This window comes from Undibacterium sp. Tian12W (assembly GCF_049339405.1).
In the GTDB taxonomy this organism is placed as follows: Bacteria; Pseudomonadota; Gammaproteobacteria; order Burkholderiales; family Burkholderiaceae_D; genus Undibacterium.
Map to the genome: position 1 here is coordinate 233,004 of NZ_JBMPPK010000002.1, position 25,724 is coordinate 258,727.

Sequence of the window (25,724 nt, forward strand, 5' to 3'; positions counted from 1 at the left end):
TGACAAAAAATAAAAATCTTATTAATTTTTACTTACTTTTAAATTATATTTTTGATATTATTGGATGTCAGTTTGCCACTTTATCTGATGTGTAATCCAAATTAAAACTGACTAAAACTGACTAAAACTGAAAAACCAGGCTCAGGAAAAAGTACATCATGAAAAAATATTTCGTAGTTGCATACGCCTTTATCTGTCTTGCAGGCACGGCCCTCACCCCCAGTACGGCCAGTGCTGTTGACCTGCCCTCTGACGCTATTCGTTTGTACGCGAAAAATCCCAAGGTCGATGTGCTGTTGAAAATCTCTTATGAGACTAAAGACCAGGCAGACATAGACACATTTCGTAAGGCTGCTGACGATCTGGGGCTGCGCTACGAATTGGTGTATAGCTTCTCTGCATCGAGCGATAAAGCCACAACAAAAAAATGGAAACTACAAATCAGTAACAAAGTCGCCGCTCAGGACAACAATGCAGACAAGCAGGTCAGTGCCTTGTATGAAGCTGTTAGATCAAAAGTCGGCAGTTTTTCCTGGGAAGTTACGACCATTCCCAAATGAATGACATCGAAATACGCTAGCGACTCACTTCATAAAATCAATGAAAGCCCGCAAAGCCGCCGACTGATGGCGGCGGCTGGGGTAGTATAAATAGCTGCGCTCAGGCGCCGGCCACCAGTCTTCCAGCACGTATTGCAATTTCCCCTGCTTTACTAGCTCATCGGCATAGCCACAATAGGTATAGCAAATCCCGGCGCCATCGCAGGCGACCCGCGTCGCCACATAGAAGTCATCAAACACCAGCGCGCCGGTAGTGGCAACTTCCATCTTTTCCTGCCCGCGCTGGAATTCCCAGCGATATCTTTGCCCGCTGGGGAAACGGAATTGTATGCATTGATGCTGCAACAGCTCATGCGGCGTTTCAGGCACACCGTGTTTTTGCAAATAGGCAGGAGAGGCACAAACGACAAAACGGATTTCGCGCCCCACCGGGATAGCCACCATGTCCTGCTGCAGGCTTTCACCAAAACGCAGGCCGGCATCAAAGCCCTGCTCCACGATATCGATGAGGGCATCGCTGCTGACGACTTCGAGTTCAACTTCAGGGTAAGCAGCATGCCAGGCAGCCATGACAGGGGCCAGTGTGAGTTGCGCCGCCGGGCGCGGCACATTCAGGCGCAAGCGGCCAACTGGCTTGTCCCTGAGTTCATTCAGACTTTCCAGGGCACCCTGGATTTCCTGCAGCGCCGGTTGCAGACTCTGCAGCAAGCGTTCACCCGCCGGTGTCAGGCTGACGCTGCGGGTAGTCCGGTGCAGCAGACGCATGCCCAGCTTCTTTTCCATCTTTGTCAAGGTATGGCTGAGAGCAGAAGCGGTGAGCTGCAATTCTTGCGCAGCCTGGCGAAAGCTGCGACATTGCGCAACGCGGGCGAAAGCCAGTAAATCATTCAAGTCTGGTGACATTGCAAGAACCTTTTGATTAATGACCTGCATTATATCGGCACAGGGAAACATAATACTTGCCGGTGATGCACTACGATGCATTAACAGCCATACCCCCGCAGCGTCAATACCATGTTTTGTCAGGTTTAAAAACTTAAACAAAAAATACGGATCGCTGCTTTATAATTCTGACGCCCTGACTAAATTTGCTTGTTTCTTCAGCAAGCTATAGACAGCTTTTTATATTACTTCAGGATCAACATGGAGCTTGCTTCCAGCAAATACCCTTGCCACGCTTTTCACGCATCCCTGCCCGGTGGCCGGGATACTGGTGAACTGAGCCTGTCGCAACTGGGGGTCAGTTATCAGGTGGCGTCCTTGCTGGGCACTCTGCCATTTGCCCAGCTGGAACTGACACTGGGTGGTGCAGCCAATAAACTGGTGTTCATCAAGCATGCCCACAAGCCTGACCTGGTGCTGTATACCAGCGACCTCAGCATCTTGAAAAACCCGGTCTTGCTTGCCCACCCTGAATGCTCGCGCCAGATCGCTGCGGCGGGCCGCAAACGTGCCTATGGTTGGGGAGCATTGATAGGTTTCAGCCTCTTGCTGATAGCCGTGCCGGTAGGTCTGATGTGGCAAATGGATACCATGTCTGCCTATGCCGCCAAACAGGTGCCGGTAGAATGGGAAGAAAAACTCGGTGCCAGTGTGGCCGCCCAGGATGACCTGAAAAACCGTCGCATGCCTAAAGCTGAGGCTGATGTGGTGTTGAAGCCGCTCACCACACCCTTGCTGCAAGCCTTGCCAAATTCGCCGTATCGCTACTCTATTTCTATCGTCAATGACAGCAGCACCAATGCCTATGCGCTGCCTGGTGGCTATGTCGCCATCCATTCTGGCCTGATCCTGAAGGCAGGTAGTGCGGAAGAATTACTGGGTGTGCTGGCACATGAAATCAGCCATGTAGAAGAACGACATGGCACACGCAATATCATCGGCAATGCCGGGATTTACCTGGTCGCCAGTGCCGTGTTTGGAGACGTCAGCGGCTTGCTGGCGGTCTTTAGCAATGCCGCGCCCATGCTGCTGAGCCAGCAATATTCGCGCCGCTTTGAAACCGATGCCGATGAAAAAGGTGTACTGCTATTAAAGCGTGCCAACATCAATCCGGCAGGCTTGCCAGTTTTTTTTGAGCGCATGATTGCAGAAGAAAAAGCCGCTCTCGAAAAAATCGACAACAAACAGGCGCGTGAAGCCTACAAGCAAGCCATGGGTTTGCTGAGCACTCACCCCACCAGCGAAAAACGCATGGCGCATTTACGTGAACTCATCGGTAAACCTGAAGGGTCGTACATTAATCAAGAGGCTGCCTTCAAGGATTTGCAGGAAGTCGTCAAAAAATTTGTCGCCAAGCCAGCAACTACCGAGTCCAAAGACAAGCCAGCAGGCCCGTCCTCAACACCACAATCCTGAAACACAAAAAGGAGTAATCAGTGAAAGCAAATATCAAAGGGGGCCATGCCTTCTCCTACGTCGAGGTAGAACTCGCACCCGGTGAGAGCATCATGACCGAGCCCGATGCCATGTCCAGCATGGATGCCAGCCTCGATCTGACGGCGCATTTCAATGGTGGCCTGATCAAGGGTTTGCTGCGCAAATACCTGGGTGGTGAATCATTGTTCATCAGCCGCTTTCACAATGCAACCCCGGCACCACGCAGCATGACCATCGTGCAGCCTACACCGGGTGAAATCCTCTGCAAGGAACTCAATGATGAAGTGTATTTCATGCAGCCTGGCGCTTTTTTGGCTTGTGAAGAAAGTATCAAGATAGGCCTGGGCTTTGCCGGTTTTGCATCCTGGATTGCGCGTGAAGGCCTGTTCCGCATCAAGGTCAGCGGTCATGGCAAAGTCTGGTTTGGTGCCTATGGCGCATTGCTGGAAAAAGAAGTCAATGGCGAATATATCGTCGATACCAGTCACCTGGTGGCTTACGACCCATCGCTGCGCCTGAATCTGCAACTGGCCGGCGGTTTGTTTTCCAGCTTCTTTGGTGGTGAAGGTCTTGTAACGCGCGTCAGCGGTAAAGGCAAGATCATCATACAGACGCGCAGTATTTCCAGCCTGGCTGGCTGGCTCAATCCAAAATTGTAAGGACGCATCATGCACGTAGAATTAGTCAATCAGCCTGGCAATACCGCGGCCAAAGTCAGCCTGCGTCCTGGTGAAGTCTGCACTGCAGAATCTGGTGCCATGCTGGCCATGAGCAGCAATATGCAGATCACCACGACCACCCATAAAAAACAGGGTGGCTCATTACTGAAGGCAGCCAAGCGTTTGCTCGGCGGTGAATCATTATTCCTGAATCACTTCGAACCACAGAATACGCCAGGCGAAGTCTGGCTGGGTACTGATCTCGCTGGTGACATGCTGGTACTGCCATTAAACAACGACAACCTCATCGTGCAGGGGGGCTCTTTCCTGGCATGCGATGAAGGCATAGAAGTCGATCTGGGCTGGCAAGGCTTTAAATCCCTCTTGTCTGGCGAACGCATTTTCTGGCTCAAGCTCAAGGGCAAAGGTACGGCAGTGATCTCTTCATTTGGTGCCATTTACCCCATAGAAGTCGATGGCGATTACATCGTTGATACCGGCCACATCGTCGCCTTTAGCGAAACCCTGCAATTCTCTATCACCAAGGCTGGCAAGAGCTGGTTGCAATCCATGCTAGGTGGTGAAGGCCTGGTCTGTAAATTTTCTGGCCGGGGCACAGTCTGGTGCCAGTCACATAATGAAAACAGCTTTGGCAGCCTGCTAGGCCCTGAACTCAAAGCCCGTGGATAAGGACAAAAAATGAATAACACGATGATAGATATCGTCCTCACCGGTGAACTGGCTGATGGCATCAGTTTTGAGCAGGCTTGCGCTACAGTCGAAAAATTGTTCAAGCTCCCGGCAGAACAAGCCAGGCAATTACTGGAAACCGCACCGCGTGTCATCAAGCGTGGTCTTGATAGCGAGACGGCAGAAAAATACCGGCTGACCATAGAAAAAAATGGCCTGAAGGTACGCTTGCAAAGTGATGCAGATGTTGCGGTGAAAAGCGAAGTTGTTGCGCCTGATGTGGTAACAGAATCCGCAGCGCCTGTACCCGCAACTGCAGTTGCGCCAGCAGTTGTGGTACAAGCCGCTGTAGAAACAGTACCTCCAGCGATAGCCAGTCAAGAGGCTGCTATCAGCACCGCCACTACAGCGCTGGCTCCAGCGCAGCCAGTTGCAGCAACCGATTTCGCCGGCTTGAAATTCAAGATCGATGGCAGCCCTGACTTTGGCTTCGTCACCGTCCAGCTACCACCCGGACAAATGTTGAAAGTGGAAGCCAGCGCCATGGCCACCATGGATACCAATCTGGTCATGAAGACCAAGATGAAAGGCGGCATCTCGCGCATGCTGTCAGGTGAAAATCTCTTTCTCAATGAATTCACTGCTGAAAACGGCCCTGGTGAAATCGGTATCGCCCCAGCGACACCCGGCGACCTGATCCACCGCTACATGCGCGGCGAAACCCTGTACCTGCAAAGCGGTGCCTTTGTTGCCAGCACCCCTGGCATCAATATAGAAACCAAATGGCAGGGCTTTACTAAAGGCTTCTTCTCCGGCGAAAGCCTGTTCCTGATACGCGCCAGCGGCGAAGGCGATTTGTGGCTCAACAGCTACGGCGCCATCATAGAAATCGATGTCAAAGATGGCTATGTCGTTGATACCGGCAATATCGTCGCCTTCACCGAAGGCCTGGAATACAGCATCAGCAAAGTTGGCGGCTACAAATCTTTATTTTTCTCTGGCGAAGGCTTCGTCTGCCGCTTCAAGGGCGAAGGCAAACTGTGGATACAGACACGCAGCGTCGGCGCATTTGCAGGCTGGGCAGGGCAGTATCGTCCGACTAAGGATTAAGCAAAGGCAAAACGCAGGTCTAAGAAACTTGATTGACGGTTTGATTAATCGCGGTGTTGATTAATGGCTGTGTTGATATCGGAGCTGTTTTGAATTTTTACAGCTCCGATATACCGATGTCTTTTGCTGCGAGGCAGAAAATGGAAAAAGAAAGACTGCAGGCGAATTGTCGGGCTCTCCCATTTTTTGTCTTGCAGCGACGGTGCCAACCTTTAGATGATGGTGGCAGGGTTTTGCAAAACATGCTTTGTGAAACCCTGACATCCTCTCCTTGTAGGAGATAGAAATACTAATCCAGTTGCTATTTTTTCAAATGCATCAGGCAATCTTCCCTGCTACACGCAAAGCATCTTTATCAAACCCTGCCAGCCGTTTATACCGCAAAGAAATTGCTTCAAGCTCAGACTGCGCAATGACCTCAGTCACGTCCGCAAAACCCTGGGGCGCACGCTCCTCTGCCATCTGCATCACCTGCTCAGGTCCGTTCATGCGGTTGCGCAATACTATGCCTGTCGTGCGCGGCAAACGTTCAGCTTCGTACTCACGCAAGGCATACAAGATACTTGCTTCACCACGCAGGCAATCAGCCAGGCAATCACTCAAATACCGCGCATCAAGTATTGCCTGCGCACTGCCGTTTGAGCCTATAGGGTACATGGGGTGGGCAGCATCACCCAGCAAACTCACACGCTCAAAAGTCCAGCGTGGCAAAGGGTCACGATCTACCAGCGGGAATTCATACACCACCTCTGCAGCCTCAATAACCGCAGGGATATCTATCCAGCCCCAGTTCCAGCTATCAAAGGGTTTGCTGAAGGTGGCTTTATCGACCTTGCGGTTCCAGTCCGAGGCGGGCAATTCGCCACCCGGCACCCGCAACTCGGCAATCCAGTTAATCAGCGAACGGCCTTGTTTGCGCAAAGGCTCAGAGATAGGGTAGCAAACAAATTTCTGGTCCTGGTGCCCGGCCATGAACATGCTGCGCCCATCCATATACGGCGCAGCTTCTGTGACGCCGCGCCATAGCATGCGTCCAGAAAACCGCGGCTGGTCACCCTGCGGGTACAAAAAGCGCCGCACTGCTGAATGTATGCCATCCGCACCTATCAGCAAATCAGATTCCACCGTCACCGCCGCTTTATCTGCCTGACTGGTGAAAGTAGAAATCACCTTGTCCGCCACCTGCTCAAAAGACGTGAATGCATGACCCTGATGGATACACTCCGCACCCAGGCGCTCTACGGCATTTTGCAGCAAAGTCATCTGCAATTCACCACGGTGTATCGAGTATTGCGGTGAGTCATACCCAGCCGCACGGCCACGTGGCTCCTGCCAGATTTTTTGTCCCAATTTATTGAAATAAGACAATGATGAAGTCTCTATACCCAGCTCAGCCAGGCAGCTTTCCAACCCCAACTGGCACAATTGCTGGCTCGCATGTGGCAGCAAATTAATGCCCACGCCCAGCGGCTTGATCTCATTGACCGCTTCATAGACTTCAACATCTATCCCACGCTCATGCAACATCAAGGCAAGAGTCAGGCCCCCTATTCCGGCACCAGCGATTACCACTTTCATGTCTTCCTCCAGCAAATTGATGATACTGCACGTTTTTAAATACGGCTATATTGTTCTACTGTATAACAATTATTCAGAGTAATACAAGCCTTGTTGCAAATTTCCATTTTCCTGCTTTTTGTACACTAGCAATGTGGATTAGCTAATTTAAAATAACCCAACATGTACAATACTTCAACGAACAAGCTCATTCATATTGCCCGACCATGCCCAAACAAAAAACAGACAAGCCCAAAGTGCAAACCAGGGCCACAGCACCCAAGCGTCAGCCCAGCACAGCGCAACTGCCCACTTTCAACGCCCGTATAGAAGGCATAGACTATGGCATCCTTGATGAACTGACTGGCTACGCCGTCCGCCGCGCCCAGCTATCCATCTATGCAGACTTCAGTGCCAGCCTCGGTGCGTATGACGTCACCCCCCAGCGCTTCTCATCCTTGGTGATTGTCAGCAATAACCCAGGCATCTCCCAAACCCGCCTCGCAGAAGTCATGGGCATCGCCCGCTCAGGCGTGGTCGCCATTATCGATAATTTTGAACAGGCAGGCCTGCTGGAACGCCAGGATTCCGGCGACCGCAGAGCCTATAACCTGCACCTGACCAAAGAAGGCCAGAAGCAATTAGAGAAATACAAGCAGGCCGTGAAAGAACACGATGACAGAGTTAGCCAGCACCTGAGCGCGAAGGAAAGGCAGCAGTTGCGTGCCTTGCTGGGGAAGTTGTGTGTGGAGCCGAAGTAATAGTTTTGCGTAGGTTGGGCCGCGCCTCGCCAGGCTTCATCAGCCCAACACTGGGCGCATAAAAAATGTACATGTTTGTTAAGGCCGAGTGTTGGGCTGATAACCCGTAGCCCAACCTACGGGATACGAGTTCACGTTTTCGTGCTGTAATGGCTGCGTCGTCGTGGCTAACACGCTACCAAAAAATCCAAATCCCCGCTTGCATCCCATCCAAAAAATTATTATATTAAATAACTGTTATGCGACATAACAATATTGCGTCGCAATAAAAAAACAAAATTGCTAGCCCGGCCAACAACAAGGCCAATAACGAAAAGCAACAATACGCCACACCACGCATCTGCAATACCAACAATAATTCAGGAGACCGCAATGCAAATCAAAATCAAACCCAGCTTATTGGCCTTGCTGATAGCCGCTACCACAGGTATGGCCCATGCCGACATCACCATAGGCGTCAGCCTGCCACTGACTGGTCCCGCATCTGGCCTGGGCATCCCAACCAAAAACGGCATTGCTTTGTGGCCAGAAACCATAGGTGGTGAAAAAGTAAAACTGATTATTCTCGACGACGCATCCGACACCACCCAATCGAGCAAGAACGCTCGCAGGCTCATCACCGACGACAAGGTCGATGTCATCGTCGGCTCTACCGCCACACCCGCCTCCGTTGCCCTGGCAGAAGTCGCGTCCGAACTCAAGACACCGCAAATCTCTACCTCCCCGGTTGAGGTCGCACCTGGCAAAGGCACCTGGACTTTCCGTGTCGCCCAATCGACCCCGCTCATGGCTCACGCCGTGGCCGACCACATGAAAAAAACAGGCGTCAAAACCTACGCCTACCTCGGTTATTCTGATGCCTATGGCGAAACCTGGTTCAAAGCCATCACCGCCGCAGCCGCCAAAGATGGCTTGCAATCTGTCGCCACAGAACGCTTCAACCGCCCCGACACCAGTGTCACCGCACAAACCCTGAAGATACTGGCCGCCAAACCAGATGCAATACTCATAGGTGCGTCCGGCAGCGGCGCCGCCATGCCACACAAGGCTTTGATAGAACGCGGCTACAAAGGCAAAATCTACCAAACCCATGGCGCCGCCTCGCGTGACCTCATACGCCTCGGTGGTAAAGACGTAGAAGGTGCCTTCGTCGTCGCAGGCCTGGCCATCCTGCCCGAACTGCTGCCAGACAACCACCCGTCAAAACAACTGGCTACAGACTTCACCAACCGCTATGAAAAACAATATGGCGAGGGCACCAGAAACCAGTTCGCCGCCCACGGCTACGACGCTTACCTGCTACTGAACCGCGTCATCCCCCTGGCCCTAAAAAAAGCCAAACCCGGTACGCCAGAATTTCGCACTGCATTGAAAGATGCGATGGAATCCGAGATCGATGTCCCTATCACCCAGGGTGTCTTGCATTACACCGCGAATGACCATTTTGGCCTGGAAGAAAAGGCGAGGGTGATGCTGACGATACAAGGTGGGAACTGGAAAGCCGTAGGCCCTTGATATTCAGGGCGAAACCTGGAGCGAGGCTCTGATGTCTTAGCAAGCGCCGCCTGATGCGGCTCTTGCTTCTTTAATTCTTGATTAATCGTTTGCCGCGTTGCCAGGTTTGCCCCATAGTCGTCGATATGATCCATCACGATCATGGTCATTGACTTGCTTTTGAATATTGAAACGCCTGCCATTGCGCGGGTCTGTGCCACGCCCTGCGATATACAACCAGTTACCTTGATTGCTATACACGTCATAATCAATGAGCTGAGCTTCAAACCATGCTGCACCAGCACGCCAGTCGCAAGCCAGCTCATGAATAAGATAGCTGGCAACCACCTGACGCATACGGTTCGATAAATAGCCAGTTGCGGCGAGCTCTGCCATCGCCGCATCAATAAACGCATTGCCTGTCTTGGCCAGACACCAGTTGGTGAATTTTTCTGCGTCATGCGGCGGTGCCGGTAAATCAGTCAGGCCCTTGGCGAAATATAAGCGGCGCCCGTATTTCAGATGCAGCAAGCGAAAATAATCACGCCACAATAATTCAAACCAGATCCAGTAACTGCCTTCATTTGCACCATGTTCCGTTTCAAATTTTTTCAGCGCACTAAAAATCTGGCGTGCTGATATCGCACCAGAGGCAAGCCACGGAGAAAATTTGGTCGAATAGTCCAGCCCAGACAATTGATTGCGGGTTTGCTTGTAGGTATGCGGTAGCTTACGCTTCAGATAGTCTTCTACATGCGCGCAAGCTGCAGTTGAACCACCAGAAAATTCAGGTAAAAAGTAGGGGAATGATGAGCGATCATCATTCAGCAGTGCTGATGCTTCAGCACTTGCCTCTACCGCGCCAGCGTGTGAGTCAATCCCCCACTTCTTTGCAATCTGGCCAAAATTGTCTGGCAGAGCTGGCAAGCACTTTGGTGCTGGCAGCGGCGCAGGCGGCTGCAAGTCACTGCCTTCGATGAGAGTGCGGAACTGCGTAAATACATCAGGAAGTGCATCTGGCTTGAACGGCAAATGTACTGGTTCAAGCAAGGTGGATTGCCAGTGCGTATGCACCGTCAAACCTGCTGCTCTTAATGCCAGGATATCGTCTTGCTCATAAGGTGCAGCAATCTCTTCACAGTAAACCACCTTACTACCTAGTTCACTTGCGAGCAGCGGCAGAAATTCCACGGCACTCATGTTAACCTCAAGTAGCTGGCTGCCCATTGCGTTTAACTGATCCCTTAAATCAGCTAAAGCAGATGCCACAAAGCGCTGGCGATGCAACCCAGAGTGAGGCAAGTTCCAGCGCTGTGGCTGCACAGTGGAGAGTGAATGACAATAGACAAATACCAGTCTTTCCGCATGCTGGCAGGCATGAACCAAAGCCTGGTTATCTGCCAAACGCAGGTCATTGCGAAACCAATAAATCACAGTGCCTTGCGTGCTGGAAGGGCTGCCTTCTTGAGATTGCTCTGAAAAAAAATATGAACTATCACTCATCGCCATCCCTATTCTTTAACCTTTTTTTTCATCTCACCAGTCCAGTTCCAATTGCACGCTGACAGGCTGTTTGCTGGATGCAGCCTGCTGGCGCATCTTGCCGGGAGTCTTTTTGCGCGAACCATGTTTTTCTATGACGGCTAATTTGGGAGCCTGCATGTGAGGCTGCTTGCGCAAATCAAACAGCCGGGTCTTGGCAATGCGGGTCGCCTGTTCCAGATCGACAACAGGCTCAGGGATATCGACACCCACTTTGACACCACAAGTTGCCTGCACATCTGGTGGCATGCGCCAAGGTTCAAATAACCATGTGTCAGGTACGCGCCGCATCGCAGGCAGCCAGCGCCGCACGAAATGGCCATGGGGATCATGGTCACTGGCCTGCTTGATGGGATTATAAATACGCGGCACATTCGTCCCCGTAGTGCCTGATTGCATCTGCATCTGGCTCCAGTGTATGCCTGGTTCATAATCCAGAAACTGACGCGCAAGCCAGTGCCCAACTGGTCGCCAGTCCAGCCACAAAGGATAGGCTGCGACAGAAACCAGCATGGCACGCATTCTAAAATTAAGCCAGCCTGTTTGCCGCAACATCATTACACACGCATCGACCAGCGGCCAGCCAGTGCGTGCAGAAACGAGTGCGTCAAAATGCGCCTGATTAAATTCCTGCTCACGCAGTCCGTCATAGCCACGATGCATATTGCGGTATTCAATTTCTGGCTCACTCTCCAGTTTTTGAATAAAGTGGCAATGCCAGTACAAGCGACTGATAAAGGCATCCAGTCCCTTTTTTTGACGATCAGCCGTGACGGGCAACTCTATGCGTTGTTGCCGTGTCGCGTGCACCACTTCTCGCAAACTAATACAGCCAAATGCCAGGTAAGGCGACAGACGCGAACAAGCGGTGGGTGCCGACAAGGGCGATGAAATCCCGCCCCGGTATTGATGGCTGCGCTCACGCAAAAAACTATCCAGTATCATCAAGCCATTCTGCCTGCCACCACGCTGACGCTCAGGCGGATCATAAGGGGCCAGATGCAACTCCTGTACTGAAGGCGGCAATCGCGGGAGTGTAATTGCAGGTGTCATTGGTGCAAAACTGGCGGCGCTCAAGGGCGGCAGCGCTACACAGGGCAAGTCATTATGCGCATTCCAGCTGGCTTGCCAGTCATCCCTATTTTGCAATCGTCGCACCACACCAAACTGGGCAAACTCATGCCATTCCACTTGTTGCGCACGGCACCAGCGCGCCAGCGCCTTATCGCGCTGGTAAGTGAAATTGTTGCCAGTTTCTTCGTGTGAATAAATAGCCGAGAATGGCTGGTGTGCAAAAATGTGCGCAAAGACCTCAGTGACTTCACCTGTCAGGATATGCAGTTGACCACCATTTTTTCGCAACACAAGATAAAGCTCACGCAAGCTCTCAAGCAAGAACTGGTAATGCTGGTTCGCCGCATCAGCCTGCGCCCACAAAGACGGCTCGACCACGTACAAGCACAGCACCGGCCCTTTGCTGGTTGCTGTATGTAGCGCAAGATGATCATGCAAACGCAGATCGCGTTTGAACCAAACGATGCTATATGTCATGCGGGCATTATATCAACGCCTGTTTATTTTTATCCGGCATGCGCAAAAACTGGGACGCAAGCCTGCTACTCCTGTTTAGTGGGCACCAGCTTGCTTACATCAAAGCCTTGAGCCACCAGCCGTGCGACCAGGGCATCGTACTTTTCTTTATCAACTTTTTTTGTGCGTGACAATATCCACAAGAACTCGCGCTTGGCTTCGCTGACGGCAACCAACTGATAATTCTTATCCAGATCTATGACCCAATAATCACCCCACACCATAGGCAGAAAAGAAAAAAACGCTGGCGCAAAGCGCACTTTCAACTTCGGTGAGCTTGAGTTGCCCACCTGCCTGGCCTCGCCTATAGCCTCGATGACCTCGCCACCACTTCCCTGGCAACGGTTGGTGACCTGTACATTGTCGTCCGGTAATGCTGAATACGTCGCCGAGGTGAAGCCCGTACACTTCTTCTGGAATCGATTTTCAAACTTCGCGATTTCATACCAGGTACCCATGTAGCGCGGCACATCCAGTGCGGCAATTGTCACAACAGGCTTGGCAGCAACTTGCGGCGCGTCGGCAGCATTCGCGCTCAGGCTTAATGCAAACAGTAGCGCGCAGAAGACTCTCTTCTTCATTAAATACTCCAAATGATTTCATGGCAATTGCAGCTCAGTAACGGCGGTGCGCCGACAACTGAAGCGCAATATGCTGGCGATGCTTGCGGGACATGCCAATATACAGCTAATTTGGAAGACGCTCACAGACCTTGGGCAAGCTCGGGTATTTACCAGCGATCATCTGTCATGATCTACCCTGTCTCATGCAACTGTATGTACTAGTTGGCGCCACTCTGGAATTCATATGCCACTGCAATCATGGCGCCGCTCCAATATGCAAACTCGGTAACCAGATTGGCAAATTTTCATATTGCATGTTTTTCAACTGAGACATTTTGTCCTCATGTAGGGAAACTGCTTTGAGGTAGTATGCATCAGGGCGCACAGCAACACCATTGTTGCGTGACAGTTGTGGACGCCTGCTCATTTCTCATCCGCATTCAGCAAATCACTATGCTGTATGCCTGAGGGGAATGGTTGAAAAAACGAAGCTGCTGGAGCGGCGTTTTACGGTAGTGCTGTCCACACGATAGTTAGTGCCATTAACAACCTGGAAATACTCAAAATGATGGATTGGATCCCTATAGTCCTGGTGACATTCAAACTTCTGGTACTCGCGATAGGCATGTTCTTCGCCATCAAGTGGCATTATGACCAAGGGAAGAAGTTGGGGACGAATGCGGTGCTACGTGCAGGCGGCAAGGTAGCTGCAATCTTCATGCTATCACTCCTGGGCCTGGGGTATCTCACCTTAGTACTTGCCAGGATGTTCGGTTTGGATTTGAGCTTGCCATGAGGGAAAGTATAGTCAACTGACATTCACTGATGCGGCAGCAGTTCCCCGATGCGGCTCTTGGACAACGTCTGTAGGCGGGCCGCTGCCGCCAAACAAAGCCGGCCATGATAGCTAACTGGCTTATTCTTATTGCAGCATGGATGCAAGGCAAGAGCAAACCGTTGTGGGGACATTTGAGGTGCTCGAATCTGTGGACTACTGTTTCCGCAACTACATACCAAGGCCTGGAAGCTTCAACTGCGTTGCTGATAAACAAGGAGCAACTGCTGAAGCTGCTTTTGTCATCGCAAGTTTCGTCATCCTGCCCGAACTGCTGCTAGAAAATGATCCTTTAAAACACTTTGCCACAGACTTCACCAGTCGCTATGAAAACAATACCGCAAATGAACCAGAAACTAGTTCTCCACTCACGGCTACGTCGCCTGCCTGCTACTGAATCGCGTCATCACCTAGTCCTTAAAAAGCCAAACTCGGCTCGTAGAAATTCCGCAGTGTACTAAAAGAAGTGATGGATTCTGAAATAGATATCCTATTGCTTAAGGTGTCTTGCATGGCACTGCGAATGACCATTTTGGCTCGGAAGAAAAAGCGAGGGCGATGTTGACGATACAGGATGAGAATTGGAAGTCGATTCGACCTTAATGAATTGAGTAAACAGGTAAATTAATATAAGTCACTAAAGCGAAATCTATGCATTCAATGGCAGCGTGCTTTCAAATTTTCGGAAAATGCCAATAAATTTCACTCAAATGCACGAATAAACAAATTAGGAATATCCAATTTCTTTCTGAAATTGGGTATATTTAAAATATTAAAAAATTATCTATTTTAACTAACTCCGAGTGCAATCAGAATATGGCTTTAATTTCAGAATTTAAAATTCCGTTTTCTTCAGGCTCGGCAATTAGCTTGCCTAGAAATAAATCTTCAAAGCCTGTTTTATCTGTTTTGTTAGGAGAAAACGGCACCAGAAAGAGCCTGATACTCCGTAAGATATTGGATGACACTTTAACTAGTTACTTGGCTGATGACTTGATAGATATGTACATGTCATCGCATTCGACGATATTTTATAAGCTACCAGAGAAAATGATAGCAATTTCGGCCGCTCCAACAGACCGCTTTCCGTCCAAGCCACAAATTAGAGAATTTTCATCCAAATATAATCTTCCTTTCTATCGCTACCTTGGACCAAGAACTTCAAGAAACATCATAAGTAGAAATCATAGTGTTTTAGAACTTTTAATGGCAATCTTGGAGTTTCCTGAGAGAGTTATAAAGAAATCAAAATTCATTAGGTCAATAGCAGAGAAAACAGGCATGCCTGATTCATTGGTATTTGCAATTAACGACAATTCAGCAAATAATAAATTTAGCAGGATGAATGCGAGCGATAAAATTGAATCGTTTGATAAAGTTATTGACAGAATATCAAAAATGCCAAAATGGTTAAAAACAAAAATAAAAAACCAAGTATTTTATGAAGAATTAGAAAATTACTATCGGGAACTTAATATTCGGATTGTAAGTGAATCAGTAGGATATACATCTGATCGCGCACCTACGGGACGCTGGTCGTTTGCCGTGCATATAGATCTTAAAAATGGCTCAGTTGATATTCATGGGGCCAGTGCGGCAGCACTTTTTTGGGGTATCACTCTTGGGATATTAAATTTGCCCGTGTTATTTATGGGGACAGATGAACACAAAAACATTCATGCCCCTAGTGCTGGTCAATGGGGTTTATTTTCGTCCTTGGTATCACTTTGTCTTAATGCAGGAGATAACACCCTGATACTTATTGATGAGCCAGAAAATACCCTGCATCCCCGATGGCAAAGGGAATATCTGGGGGATATTATGAATAGCCTTGAAGGGACAAAAGGATGCCATGTTTTTGTAGCCACTCATTCGCCACATATTGCCTCATCATTGCGCTACGGGCATGATCATTTAGTTAGGTTGTCACACATAGGAAACGATGTGTATGGACAATTTTTGGATGCTCCAGACGGGTGGACAGTTAATGATGTTCTTGAAAATGCGTTTGAACTGCCGACCACACGATCTGTAGGACTGTCTCAATTAGTTGATCGCGCTCTGGGAATAATTGCAAACGGAGTCGAAGAAAATAAGAAAAAATTGGAAGTAGTTGCTGAGAAGTTGTCCAAGTATTTGGACATTCTGCCAGAAGACGATATAGGCAGACGCATAATTCAGTCAATATTGAATATTTCAGAAAAAGTTAATAAAAATTGAAATAAATTATTGTAACTACCATGGTGCCTGGATTTGAGATTTTGATAGCTACAAATTGGACTGTAGAGGACAGTGGACTACTCATATCTAAATTTAAGGGCAGAGCATCCCAATGGCAAGCGAAGAATCTTCAAACTCTTCGAAAACGCCTGCGTGAAGATGTATTGTTACAGCAAAAGTATAGATGTTCTTATTGTAGACGTAAAATAAGTTCAAGTATCGGGGGTCATGAAATTGATCATGTTATCCCAAAAAGTTTACATCCGAAATTCACCTATACAAAAATCAATTTAGTAGCATCCTGTAAACGTTGTAACTGGTTGAAACGAGAATATGATCCTGTTGCAGCCAATTGTCAGAAATTTCCCGAAACTTATCCAATGAAGGTGGATGATTGGAACTGGATTCACCCATATATTCACAAATACAGCGAGCATATAACGATAAAAGAAGGTTTATTTTTTGTTGCAACGAAACATGACGAGCTGAAAAGGAAAAGAGCACTTAAAGTCATAGAGGTTTGTAAACTAGCTAGCATCACCACTATTGAAAAACGAGCAATGTATGAACTTGCTATTGCTTCCGTAGATTTATTTACCGCGATACTTGAATTGATTGGTGCCTTTCCTAAAACGTCAGCGTCAGTTATTGCCACTCAAATTAAAGTAGCAAGAAAATTGAAAGCTGAACGTGCTGTTATCATAGATGCAATTTGTGAGGCTCGAAAAAATAAAGGACAAAAAATGTTAGCCCTTTTAGCAAATGAAATTTGCTAAAAACTGAAGTAACAAAAAATATAAATTTCCTTGAAAGTTAAATTAACTGAAGGTATAAAATTTACCTAGAGCAACCGCCTTGTAGAAGCCCGCGCCAACTCAATCAACGTCACCTTCGCCGCAGAGTGTCGCACCGGCAGCAAAGCCTCTACCCCCATCGCAATCTGCCTCGCAGCCTCAGCCCGCGTATCCTCCAGCGCCTCATTCGCGACCAGCCATGCGCTGACTTCGGCGGCATCTGCAAAACCATTCGCTGCCACTGCATCAAAACCTTCTGGGTCGCGCTGGCGGGCCAGTAGCAAGGGGTAAGTCAGCAGGCCGGTGCTAAGGTCGGTGTAGCGGGTTTTGCCGGTGTCATTCGTATCTGGGGCGAGGTCGATGATGTCGTCGATGAGCTGGAAGGCCAGGCCCATGTGGCGGCCGAAATTGGCGGTGGCGGTGACTGTAGCGGCGTTGCAGCCGCCTACGGTGGCACCGGCGCGGCAGGACCAGGCGAACAGGCCGGCGGTTTTACCGTCTATGATGCGCAGATAGTCCTGTTCGCAGGCTTCGAGGTTGCGGCGGCCTGATAGCTGGTCGGACTCGGCGGCGATCATGGATTCTATGACTTCAAACAAGTCGTCTGCGAGGCCGTTATAACCTATGCGGTACAGTGAGCGCACTGCACGTGAGACCAGCAGGTTGCCAGCCAGCACACCGGCACCGACGCCATATTTTTTCCATGCAGTGGGGTGGCCGCGGCGTTGGTCTGCTTCATCGATGATGTCATCGTGTAGCAGGGTGGCGGCGTGTATAGATTCGGTGATGATGGCGACCTGTACCGCTTCTTCTGACAAGAAGCGCCGCATGAGCATGGAGCACAGCAGGGCGCAGCTTGCGCGCAGGCGTTTGCCGGACTGGAATAGCGAATCTGCCAGTACGCCATCGATAAGATGGCGCTGGTGGCTGGCGCCGTATTCTCTGAAGTGCTTATCGGTCTGGTCCAGTGCGCTGATTAAACGCGCACGCAATTTGTCGAGGTCGTCGGCCAGTGCCTTGTCATTGATGGAGCCGACGATATCGTTGATGAGCGTGTTGACACCGGATGTATTCGCCTGTGCTTCTGCTGTACCTGATTTCGAGTCAGGCGCATTGCTGGCCCACTTGGATACCGGTGCCACGCCCCTGCTGAGGTTGTTGATAAAGCGCATGGCCTTGGATTCAAATTCGGGCAGGCGCTGGTCCCAGCCGAGCTGGCGCACGATGTCGCCAGCCTTCACAGAATACTCGGCAACACGGCTGGTCATGCCACCCAGCCAGGCGATGGTTTCGCCAGAGAATACTGGCACCAGGTCCAGTAGATGCGGCAAGCCTGCTTCAAAGCGCAGCTTGTCTATGACCTTGAGTGGCGTCAATGCTGTCGGTTCTTCCAGTGGGAATAACTGGCAGCGTGCGGCACTTGATGCAGTCAGATCAAGTATGCGGTTGACGACAAGACGCGCTGATTCATTCGCGCTTTCCATGGTTGCCACGTCGGTGGCTGTGCGCACAAAATCCCCAGCGACAAACAGATTGCTGATGCCTATATCCACCTCAGGGCGCGCCGCCCATGAACCAGCGGTATTGACGAACAGTGGCGCATCGTTTTCCATGCCCTGTTCTGTCCAGCGCAAGGATGGATCTATCGAGCAGGCGATGACTCCGGCAGCTTCCAGCTCTGCGCGGTCTGCAGGGGCAAGGTGCGCCAGGATTTGTTGCCAGACTTCTTCCTGTATTTCCGCGGGTGTGCAATCCTTTGCAGGCTTGCGTATGTAGTCACCCGGCGCATCAAAATCAGAGATGCAAACACTCAGTATGCCGCGCACGGTGCCATCGCCATATTGGGCAAGGCCACGTGGCCAGAAGCGTTGCTGGCATAGCGAGGTCAAAGCCCATGGCGCATCCAGAAATATGGTGTGTCCGTGATTCAGCTCTATGTCCTGGCCGAGATAAAACAGGATGCCATTCATCCACTCAGTCTTGAGTTCATCCAGCCTTGCAAGGCTGGGTGCTCTCGCCAGCATGTCTTCATTGCTGATGGCCTGCAAGGCTTCAAGCGGTAGCGCGAGGATGAAGTGGTCGGCTGCCAGCTCTGTCCCATCGCTGAGTTGCAGCGCCTTTGCAGCGTCGCCATCCCACAATACATTTTCTACCGACACGCCCTGGACAAATTTCACGCCCAGATGTTGCAGGTGCGTGACCCATGGCGCTATCCATACTTCACTGGTCGGGCCATTCAATACACGATCGGCGCAACTGCGGTAGATATCGCTGAGCAGTTGTATGCCCACGACCACGTTGGAGCGTGCACTCATGTCTGCCGCGCGGCATGCCACCAGCGTGCGCGTCACGGCATTGATGACATATTTCTGATAAGCCTCAGAGCGCGACGGTGCCTGGAAATAATCCCAGGCCGAGATATTTTCAAATTCGCCAAAGCGGCGCTCGTCTGAACTGGTCAGCATGGTGAACACGCAGCGCACATAATGCAGCATGTCTTCACGCGGTACATCGACACCGCTGCCCACGCCCACAAATAGATCATAGAGAAAAGACAGCAGCGAGGCCGCATCGCGTGATGATGAACGTAACTGGTTGGGTACTTCCCAACGTCCTTTCTTGGACAGCGCCAGCGTGCGCGAAGTATGCGCCAGGTTGTCTGCCACGCTGCCATACGACCCATCCGCCAGCACGCAGGGTATGCGCGCCATGGTGTCAGGGATATGCCGGTAAAAGCCGGGGAAGAAGCGAAAGCCATGTTCACCCGGCAGCTCTTGCTGACCAGTAGCGGCTGAACCCTCCACTGGAATACTGCGCGACTTGCCACCCGGCGCAGCCAGCGCCTCCACCACCGTCACCAGATAACCACGCTCGGCCAGCTCATGCGCTGCCGTCAAACCTGCTATACCTGCGCCTGCAATCAATACTCTAGTCTGCTTCAACGAGCTGTCTCCCGGGATAAGGTCGCGGAGATAAGCCTGTCCGCCATTAAGTGGGTAATTATTCAGCAGGTATTATGCTGGCAGTCTGTTGGTCTTGGGCAAGCTAACTGCGGGCGGGATAGCATTTGTATAAAAAAACAGACATTCCGGCGTGGTAAGGCGGGTATTTGTGATATCAGCAGGCAGACAATTACCGGCAGGTTTATTCCTGCTAGCCCAGGTCTTGAATTGAGTCTTTAAAAAAATAAACTGAACTCCAAAATCTGGTGCTCCAATTTTGGGTTCAGTTCAAGTTTGCTGAGGAATTTTTATTGAAGGCTTAAAACTCTTCCCAGTCATCGGTCGCTGTGGCCACGGGTTCTTTTCTGGGGGTTGCTGGTTTTGTGGTTTTGGCGGCAGACTTATTGACAGACTTAGCTACAGGTCTAGCTGCGGGTGTGGACAGCCTGCGTACCAGCGGTTTTTCAGAAACGCTGGCGACTGCGACCGGTTTTGAAGCAGACTTGGGCGTAATGACGTGGTTGTGGTCAAGTTTAAAGACACTGACTATGCGGCTCAGGTTTTCGGCCTGGTCTTGCAAGGCACCTGCCGCGGCTGCGGCCTGTTCTACCAGGGCCGCATTTTGCTGGGTCATTTCATCCATCTGGGTAACGGCAACATTGATCTGTTCTATACCGGCACTTTGTTCGGTGCCAGCGGCGGTAATTTCACTGATGATGTCGCTGACGCGTTTGACACTATCGACGACTTCTTTCATGGTTTCACCGGCCTGATCCACCAGGCGGGTACCTTGCCCTACTTTATCGACAGAATCGTTGATGAGTTCCTTGATTTCCTTGGCGGCACTGGCGGAGCGTTGCGCGAGGTTGCGCACTTCTGATGCCACCACGGCAAAGCCGCGCCCCTGCTCTCCGGCACGAGCAGCTTCTACCGCGGCATTCAAGGCCAGGATATTGGTCTGGAAGGCAATGCCGTCGATGACGGCAATAATATCGACGATTTTTTTCGAGGATTCATTGATGGAACCCATGGTATCAACGACCTGTGACACCACATCACCACCTCTTTGCGCCACTGCAGATGCAGAATGCGACAACTGATTGGCCTGGCGTGCATTATCGCTATTGTGTTTGATGGTAGAGGTAATCTCTTCCATCGAAGACGCGGTTTCTTCGAGAGAGCTGGCCTGGTTTTCAGTGCGGTTGGACAAGTCCATATTACCTTCGGCAATTTCTTTCGTCGCCGAAGCAATTTCATCTGTGCCTTGACGTACTTCACTGACTACCTTCAGCAGGCTCTGGTTCATTTCTTTTAAAGCTTGCAATAACAGGCCGGTTTCATCAATGGTGTGTGATTCGATATGGCTGGTCAGGTCACCAGCGGCCACGGTCTGAGCGACCCTGACGGCATCTTGCAAGGGGCGTGACACTATGCGCGCAATCGCGACCGCAAGCAAAATGCCAAGGGCGATACTGCTGACCAGGACGATGATAATCAGGGTGCGTGAAGACTCATAAGATTCCGCACCACGCTTGTAGGCATCAACACCACCTTCGACATTGGTCTTGACCATTTTATCGACGAGAGCACGTACTTTGGTATTGAGCTTGGAAGAGTCTCCACGCATCAAGGCCATGGCATCCTTGCTGTTACCCTCTTTCGCCAATGCCGCCATCTTGTCCGAGATTTGCAAATACTCGGTCATAGACTTGCTGTATTCTTCAAACTGCTTTTTTTCATCAGGATCAGAAATCAAGCGTGAATACTCGGCCTCGTTCTCTTTGAGGCCGGTGATGGCTTCTTTAGTACGGCCTATATATTTTTCGACCTCTTCAGCATTTTCAGCTGAAACCAGTTGTGCTTCCTGTGAGCGTATGCGCGATACTCTTTCCTTGATACCCATGGCGGCGTTCACGCTGGGCATCCAATTGGTGCCCAGTTCATAGGCGTTCTGGTTCACCTTGGCCAGCATGGTAATCGAAAATATGCCAAGGAATATCGTCAACAGCAACAGCAAGCCAAAGCCCACAAACAGCTTGGCTGAAATTCTCAGGTTATAAAAAATCTTCATCACAACTCCCGGTAAAAGGGACGACAATACGTCGAAAAAAAGCCAGTAATACGGGCCGGGTCAGACATCTCAGAATTCTTCCCAGTCTTGCTCTGTTTTAGCTGGTTCACGCTTATTTGTTACTGCTTTTGCTGGTGGCAGCTTGCGTGTAGTCGTTGCAGGTTTAGCGGCTTGTGCAGGAATTCTGGCGGCGGGCCTGGCTACCTGCCTTTGAAAACCTGAGGCAGGCTGCACATTGTGGAGTTTGAACACCGCAACAACACGGCTCAGGTTTGCTGCCTGTTCTTGCAAGGCCCCTGCTGCTGCGGCTGCCTCTTCCACCAATGCGGCATTCTGCTGGGTGACCTGGTCCATTTGTATGATGGCGGTATTGATCTGGTCTATGCCTGAGCTTTGTTCGGCACCGGCTGCGGTGATTTCGCTGATGATGTCGCTGACACGTTTGACGCTATCGACCACTTCTTTCATGGTGATACCTGCTTCATCGACCAGGCGTGTACCCAGATCGACTTTTTCGACTGAGTCATTGATGAGTGTCTTGATTTCTTTGGCGGCGCTGGCAGAGCGCTGTGCGAGGTTGCGCACTTCTGATGCGACCACGGCAAAGCCGCGCCCCTGCTCGCCAGCCCGTGCAGCCTCTACTGCAGCGTTCAGCGCCAGGATATTGGTCTGAAAGGCAATGCCATCAATAACGGCAATGATATCGACAATTTTTTTGGACGATGCACTGATGGAACCCATGGTATCCACCACTTGCGATACCACGCTGCCGCCTTTTTGCGCTACGGCAGAAGCTGAATGCGATAACTGATTGGCTTGGCGTGCATTATCACTATTATGTTTGACGGTAGAAGTCAGCTCTTCCATGGACGATGCTGTTTCTTCGAGCGAGCCGGCCTGGCTTTCTGTCCTTCCTGACAGATCCATATTGCCATTGGCAATTTCCGTCGAAGCGGTAGCGATCAGGTCAGTACCGGTACGCACTTCGCTGACTACCGATAACAGGCTGGCATTCATGTCTTTCAGGGCTTGCAGGAGTTCGCCAGTCTCGTCCGTTGTAGTGACCTGGATATCACTGGTCAGGTCGCCAGAAGCCACGGTTTTGGCGACCCTGACTGCTTCCTGCAAGGGTCTTGCGACTACCCTGGCTATCCAGTAAGCGAGTAACAGGCCAAGCGCAATTGTCACGACGATGAGGCCGAGTATCAGGTTGCGGGAGTTTGCATAAATTTGCTCACCTGTGTGGTATTCAGCGATACCACCATCGGCGTTTACCTGTACCATCTTGTCGGTCAGCGCCAGCATGTCTGCATTCAGTTTTGACGACTCGCCGCGCAAGGTGGTGCGCGCTTCTTCCATATTGCCGGCATTGGCCTGGGCTGTCAGTTTTTTTGCCTCGACTACATAGCGCTCCCACAGTTTGCTGTAGTCGGCAAAGAACTTTTTTTCGTCCTCCGTGGTGATCAGTTTGACGTAATCTGCTTCATACTTCTTGAGTTCGGCAACATAATCATTCCAGCGCTTTTCGTATTTCTTCAAATTCGCTTCATCACCTGCCGACAGGACAATCTGCATTTCCTGGGTGCGCACGCGCGATATTCTTTCCTTGATGCCCATGGCAGCGTTCACGCTGGGCATCCAGTTAGTGCCCAATTCCAGTGCAGTGGCATTTACCCTTGATAATTGAAATACTGAAAAACCACCCAGAAAAACGGTAAGTAATAGCAATAGTATGAAGCCAACAAACAACTTGGCAGAAATCCTCAGGTCATAAAACAATTTCATGGTGAGTCCTTTATTAGAAAAGAACAACAAAATTGCGGAGATCAGGAAGCCAGAAACAGAGGCGGGGGGATAGTATGACTATATATCTAGTTGTAGAAGTAAGTGTTGCAGAATGCAAATTTCTTGTTAGTAATTTGCGGTGCAGCTGAGAAAAGCGTGGCAAAAAAAAAGAAAGCTGACCAGCAGCTTTCTTTTTGACAATTAACCGACTAATTGGTCAGGGCAAGAAAGTCACGACCTTGACCGTGGCATCCACCGCTGATTTTTCTATATAGCCTATGCCGGTAGGATTGGCAGCCACAGCTTTTTTCACTTCTGCACTATTGTGCAATTCCTTCGGTGCCGTACCTTTGCCGGTAAACACCAGCTTGGACCAGATTGTCTTTACTTCAGACAAATCCTTGTCGGCCACTTTCTTGTAGAACTCGGCACGTAGTGGTGAATTGTCCGGCAAATCCACCGGAGTAAACATTGGAGATTTACCCAGGAAGAACTGCGAAGCCTGGGTCGCTGTCATGGCGGTTGCCGGGTTGGCAGTATTCACGATCACGACCAGTTCGGCGGCTTGCACCATTGCAGTGCCAGTCATGACAGTGGCGGCGAACAATAAATGTGTCAATAGCTTATTCATCACGCCTCCCATCAAAATACAAAATCAACTGCTGCTGCAAACACGGTCACAGGACCTTTGAAACCCGGCTTGGCATTGATGAATACGCCTGGGCCATTGTCGGGTGACATCCTGTCGAGCTGCAACTTCAAAGCGGCAGATTTATGGAAATCCCAGCGTACACCTATGCTGTTGCTGCTTTGTATTGGTGAGGCAGTTGCCAGTGAGTTTGCACCGAGGGTATAAGGCAGCAGCGGGCCAGTAGTTGGCAAACCGGCGACTGTACGTGGGCTGTCCTGGGTGGCGGATGCATGGACCGCATACGGCAAGAAACTGCCCATGCGGTAACCAAACATGGTGTACCAGGAAGTGGTGTCTGCAATAGACAGGCTGGCAGATTTACGCTTGCCATATTCGGCCTGCACTACCATGCTCTTCCAATCCACACCGAGACCGACAGAAGTGAAAGAAGCCTTGGTGTCATTCACCGCAATGGCATTCGCAGCAGAGGCAAAACCAAACTTCGTCAGGCCAGAAACCAGGGTATTGAGGTTAGTGGAATTATCGACAGTGACATTCGCATCGACACGGCCAAAACGCAAAGTGAAAGGGCCATTTTCAGCAACGATATTGATGCTGGATACCTTTTTGAATTTCGCTGTAAAGCCACCGCGGTTGTCTGAGTCAGTCACGCCATAGGCAACTTGTGCAGTCACGGCAGTATCACCCAGATTGGTCTGGTACAGCACATCGGCACCATCCAGGCTTTCCAGCGTGACCTGGGTATACATTTCTACCGGTGGGCGCAACATGGTGTTGGCATAGCCAACATTGCGGTAATCAGAAATCATATACACAGGCAGACCAACGCGGCCCACGCGTATGTTCAGGTTGTCAGATACCTTGGCTTTGGCAAAGGCCCAGGCCAGTTCTGCACCAAAATTGTCCGTGACGTTTTTACGCACCAGACCCTGCCCCGTAAAAGACAGCCAGTCATTCATTTTTGCCGTGACTTGCAAACCAAGATTGGAATCCACGCCAGTTTTTGCGCCACTGGTGACGCCAGCCAATTGATTTGGGCGGGCAAATTCTGCGTCAGAAGTATTGCTGCGTGTCAGTGCGGCAGTGCCAAATCCGCTGATGGTGATGTTGGACGTATCCTCAGCCCAGGCGGCTGATACTGCGGATGTCATCGCTAATACAGTGATAAAAGGCTTCAATTTCATGCTATCTCCTTGAAAGTTTCTTCATTGTAAGTTTTATTGAACAGACAGATTTAGACTATTTCCTCAGGGAAATCCGCAAAACAATTGCATAGTGGCAATTCGACGGGTGGCAAAAAATTAGTAATCTGATATACGATTTTTTGATGCCTACTAGGAGATGCTTGACGGAAACATAAACAAAAGGCCCGCCCTTTCAAATTAGGTGATGGTCGGACTTACAAAAAGTCATTTCACCATTTCTTGCACTTTCCGTGGCGAAATGCCGACAATACGCATGCTTAAAAAGCAAAAATGGCAGGCCAAAACGGCCTGCCATCACCAAATCAGTGCGGGCAA

General features: G+C 50.3%; 21 protein-coding genes. 11 read left to right on the forward strand and 10 right to left on the reverse strand.

Annotated elements, in window-relative coordinates; all coding sequences use genetic code 11:
* The first annotated feature begins 158 nt into the window (after positions 1-158).
* Entirely contained in the window at positions 159-560 is a 402-nt protein-coding gene (locus ACO0LI_RS03100) for a hypothetical protein (RefSeq protein WP_422952476.1), read from the forward strand.
* A gap of 24 nt (positions 561-584) precedes the next feature.
* Here ACO0LI_RS03100 and ACO0LI_RS03105 read toward each other — a convergent pair whose 3' ends face one another.
* Positions 585-1,463 (reverse strand): LysR family transcriptional regulator, encoded by an 879-nt coding sequence (locus tag ACO0LI_RS03105; protein WP_422952477.1) that lies wholly within the window; start codon positions 1,461-1,463, stop codon positions 585-587.
* A 240-nt stretch (positions 1,464-1,703) separates the two neighbouring features.
* On the opposite strand from ACO0LI_RS03105, the gene ACO0LI_RS03110 reads away from it, so the two are divergent.
* Genes ACO0LI_RS03110 through ACO0LI_RS03125 form a run of 4 tightly spaced genes read left to right on the forward strand, consistent with a single transcriptional unit; the run spans position 1,704 to position 5,398 of the window.
* Complete coding sequence (locus ACO0LI_RS03110) at positions 1,704-2,918, forward strand: M48 family metallopeptidase (protein WP_423030761.1); 1,215 nt, start codon at positions 1,704-1,706, stop codon at positions 2,916-2,918.
* Between the two features lie 20 nt (positions 2,919-2,938).
* Positions 2,939-3,598 (forward strand): TIGR00266 family protein, encoded by a 660-nt coding sequence (locus ACO0LI_RS03115; RefSeq protein ID WP_423030763.1) that lies wholly within the window; start codon positions 2,939-2,941, stop codon positions 3,596-3,598.
* A 9-nt stretch (positions 3,599-3,607) separates the two neighbouring features.
* Complete coding sequence (locus tag ACO0LI_RS03120) at positions 3,608-4,288, forward strand: TIGR00266 family protein (protein ID WP_422952480.1); 681 nt, start codon at positions 3,608-3,610, stop codon at positions 4,286-4,288.
* Positions 4,289-4,297: 9 nt separating this feature from the next.
* Positions 4,298-5,398, forward strand: coding sequence for a TIGR00266 family protein (locus tag ACO0LI_RS03125; RefSeq protein ID WP_423030765.1), 1,101 nt, complete (start codon positions 4,298-4,300; stop codon positions 5,396-5,398).
* A gap of 318 nt (positions 5,399-5,716) precedes the next feature.
* On the opposite strand, the gene ACO0LI_RS03130 is transcribed toward ACO0LI_RS03125, so the two are convergent.
* Positions 5,717-6,976, reverse strand: a complete 1,260-nt coding sequence (locus tag ACO0LI_RS03130) for a flavin-dependent oxidoreductase (protein WP_423030767.1) — start codon at positions 6,974-6,976, stop codon at positions 5,717-5,719.
* A gap of 206 nt (positions 6,977-7,182) precedes the next feature.
* Between ACO0LI_RS03130 and ACO0LI_RS03135 the strand changes: the two genes are divergently transcribed.
* Positions 7,183-7,716 (forward strand): MarR family winged helix-turn-helix transcriptional regulator, encoded by a 534-nt coding sequence (locus ACO0LI_RS03135; RefSeq protein WP_423030769.1) that lies wholly within the window; start codon positions 7,183-7,185, stop codon positions 7,714-7,716.
* A gap of 372 nt (positions 7,717-8,088) precedes the next feature.
* Positions 8,089-9,231: an ABC transporter substrate-binding protein gene (locus tag ACO0LI_RS03140; protein WP_423030771.1), complete on the forward strand. Its 1,143-nt coding sequence runs from the start codon at positions 8,089-8,091 to the stop codon at positions 9,229-9,231.
* Between the two features lie 81 nt (positions 9,232-9,312).
* Here ACO0LI_RS03140 and ACO0LI_RS03145 read toward each other — a convergent pair whose 3' ends face one another.
* The 3 genes from ACO0LI_RS03145 to ACO0LI_RS03155 form a co-directional block, all read right to left on the reverse strand.
* Complete coding sequence (locus tag ACO0LI_RS03145; protein ID WP_423030773.1) at positions 9,313-10,713, reverse strand: DASH family cryptochrome; 1,401 nt, start codon at positions 10,711-10,713, stop codon at positions 9,313-9,315.
* Positions 10,714-10,746: 33 nt separating this feature from the next.
* A complete protein-coding gene (locus tag ACO0LI_RS03150; RefSeq protein WP_423030775.1) occupies positions 10,747-12,303 on the reverse strand; it encodes an FAD-binding domain-containing protein in 1,557 nt (518 codons plus the stop codon).
* Between the two features lie 65 nt (positions 12,304-12,368).
* Positions 12,369-12,923: a lipocalin family protein gene (locus ACO0LI_RS03155; protein ID WP_423030777.1), complete on the reverse strand. Its 555-nt coding sequence runs from the start codon at positions 12,921-12,923 to the stop codon at positions 12,369-12,371.
* Positions 12,924-13,470: 547 nt separating this feature from the next.
* On the opposite strand from ACO0LI_RS03155, the gene ACO0LI_RS03160 reads away from it, so the two are divergent.
* The 4 genes from ACO0LI_RS03160 (at position 13,471) to ACO0LI_RS03175 (ending at position 16,736) form a co-directional block, all read left to right on the forward strand.
* Positions 13,471-13,701, forward strand: a complete 231-nt coding sequence (locus ACO0LI_RS03160; protein WP_423030779.1) for a hypothetical protein — start codon at positions 13,471-13,473, stop codon at positions 13,699-13,701.
* Between the two features lie 136 nt (positions 13,702-13,837).
* A complete protein-coding gene (locus tag ACO0LI_RS03165) occupies positions 13,838-14,137 on the forward strand; it encodes a hypothetical protein (RefSeq protein WP_423030780.1) in 300 nt (99 codons plus the stop codon).
* A gap of 419 nt (positions 14,138-14,556) precedes the next feature.
* On the forward strand, positions 14,557-15,960 hold the full coding sequence (locus ACO0LI_RS03170; protein ID WP_423030782.1) for an AAA family ATPase: 1,404 nt from the start codon (positions 14,557-14,559) through the stop codon (positions 15,958-15,960).
* Between the two features lie 20 nt (positions 15,961-15,980).
* Positions 15,981-16,736, forward strand: coding sequence for an HNH endonuclease (locus ACO0LI_RS03175; RefSeq protein WP_423030784.1), 756 nt, complete (start codon positions 15,981-15,983; stop codon positions 16,734-16,736).
* Between the two features lie 65 nt (positions 16,737-16,801).
* Here the strand turns inward: ACO0LI_RS03175 and ACO0LI_RS03180 are convergent, their stop codons facing one another.
* From ACO0LI_RS03180 to ACO0LI_RS03200, 5 genes are all read right to left on the reverse strand, one after another.
* On the reverse strand, positions 16,802-19,696 hold the full coding sequence (locus ACO0LI_RS03180; RefSeq protein WP_423030786.1) for an FAD-dependent oxidoreductase: 2,895 nt from the start codon (positions 19,694-19,696) through the stop codon (positions 16,802-16,804).
* Between the two features lie 319 nt (positions 19,697-20,015).
* Positions 20,016-21,767, reverse strand: coding sequence for a methyl-accepting chemotaxis protein (locus ACO0LI_RS03185; RefSeq protein ID WP_423030788.1), 1,752 nt, complete (start codon positions 21,765-21,767; stop codon positions 20,016-20,018).
* 69 nt (positions 21,768-21,836) lie between these two features.
* Entirely contained in the window at positions 21,837-23,552 is a 1,716-nt protein-coding gene (locus ACO0LI_RS03190) for a methyl-accepting chemotaxis protein (RefSeq protein WP_423030790.1), read from the reverse strand.
* A 217-nt stretch (positions 23,553-23,769) separates the two neighbouring features.
* Positions 23,770-24,183: a hypothetical protein gene (locus tag ACO0LI_RS03195; RefSeq protein WP_423030792.1), complete on the reverse strand. Its 414-nt coding sequence runs from the start codon at positions 24,181-24,183 to the stop codon at positions 23,770-23,772.
* 11 nt (positions 24,184-24,194) lie between these two features.
* The gene (locus tag ACO0LI_RS03200) at positions 24,195-25,388 is read right to left on the reverse strand and encodes a hypothetical protein (RefSeq protein WP_423030794.1); all 1,194 of its coding nucleotides are present in this window, start codon (positions 25,386-25,388) and stop codon (positions 24,195-24,197) included.
* Positions 25,389-25,724 lie beyond the last annotated feature (336 nt).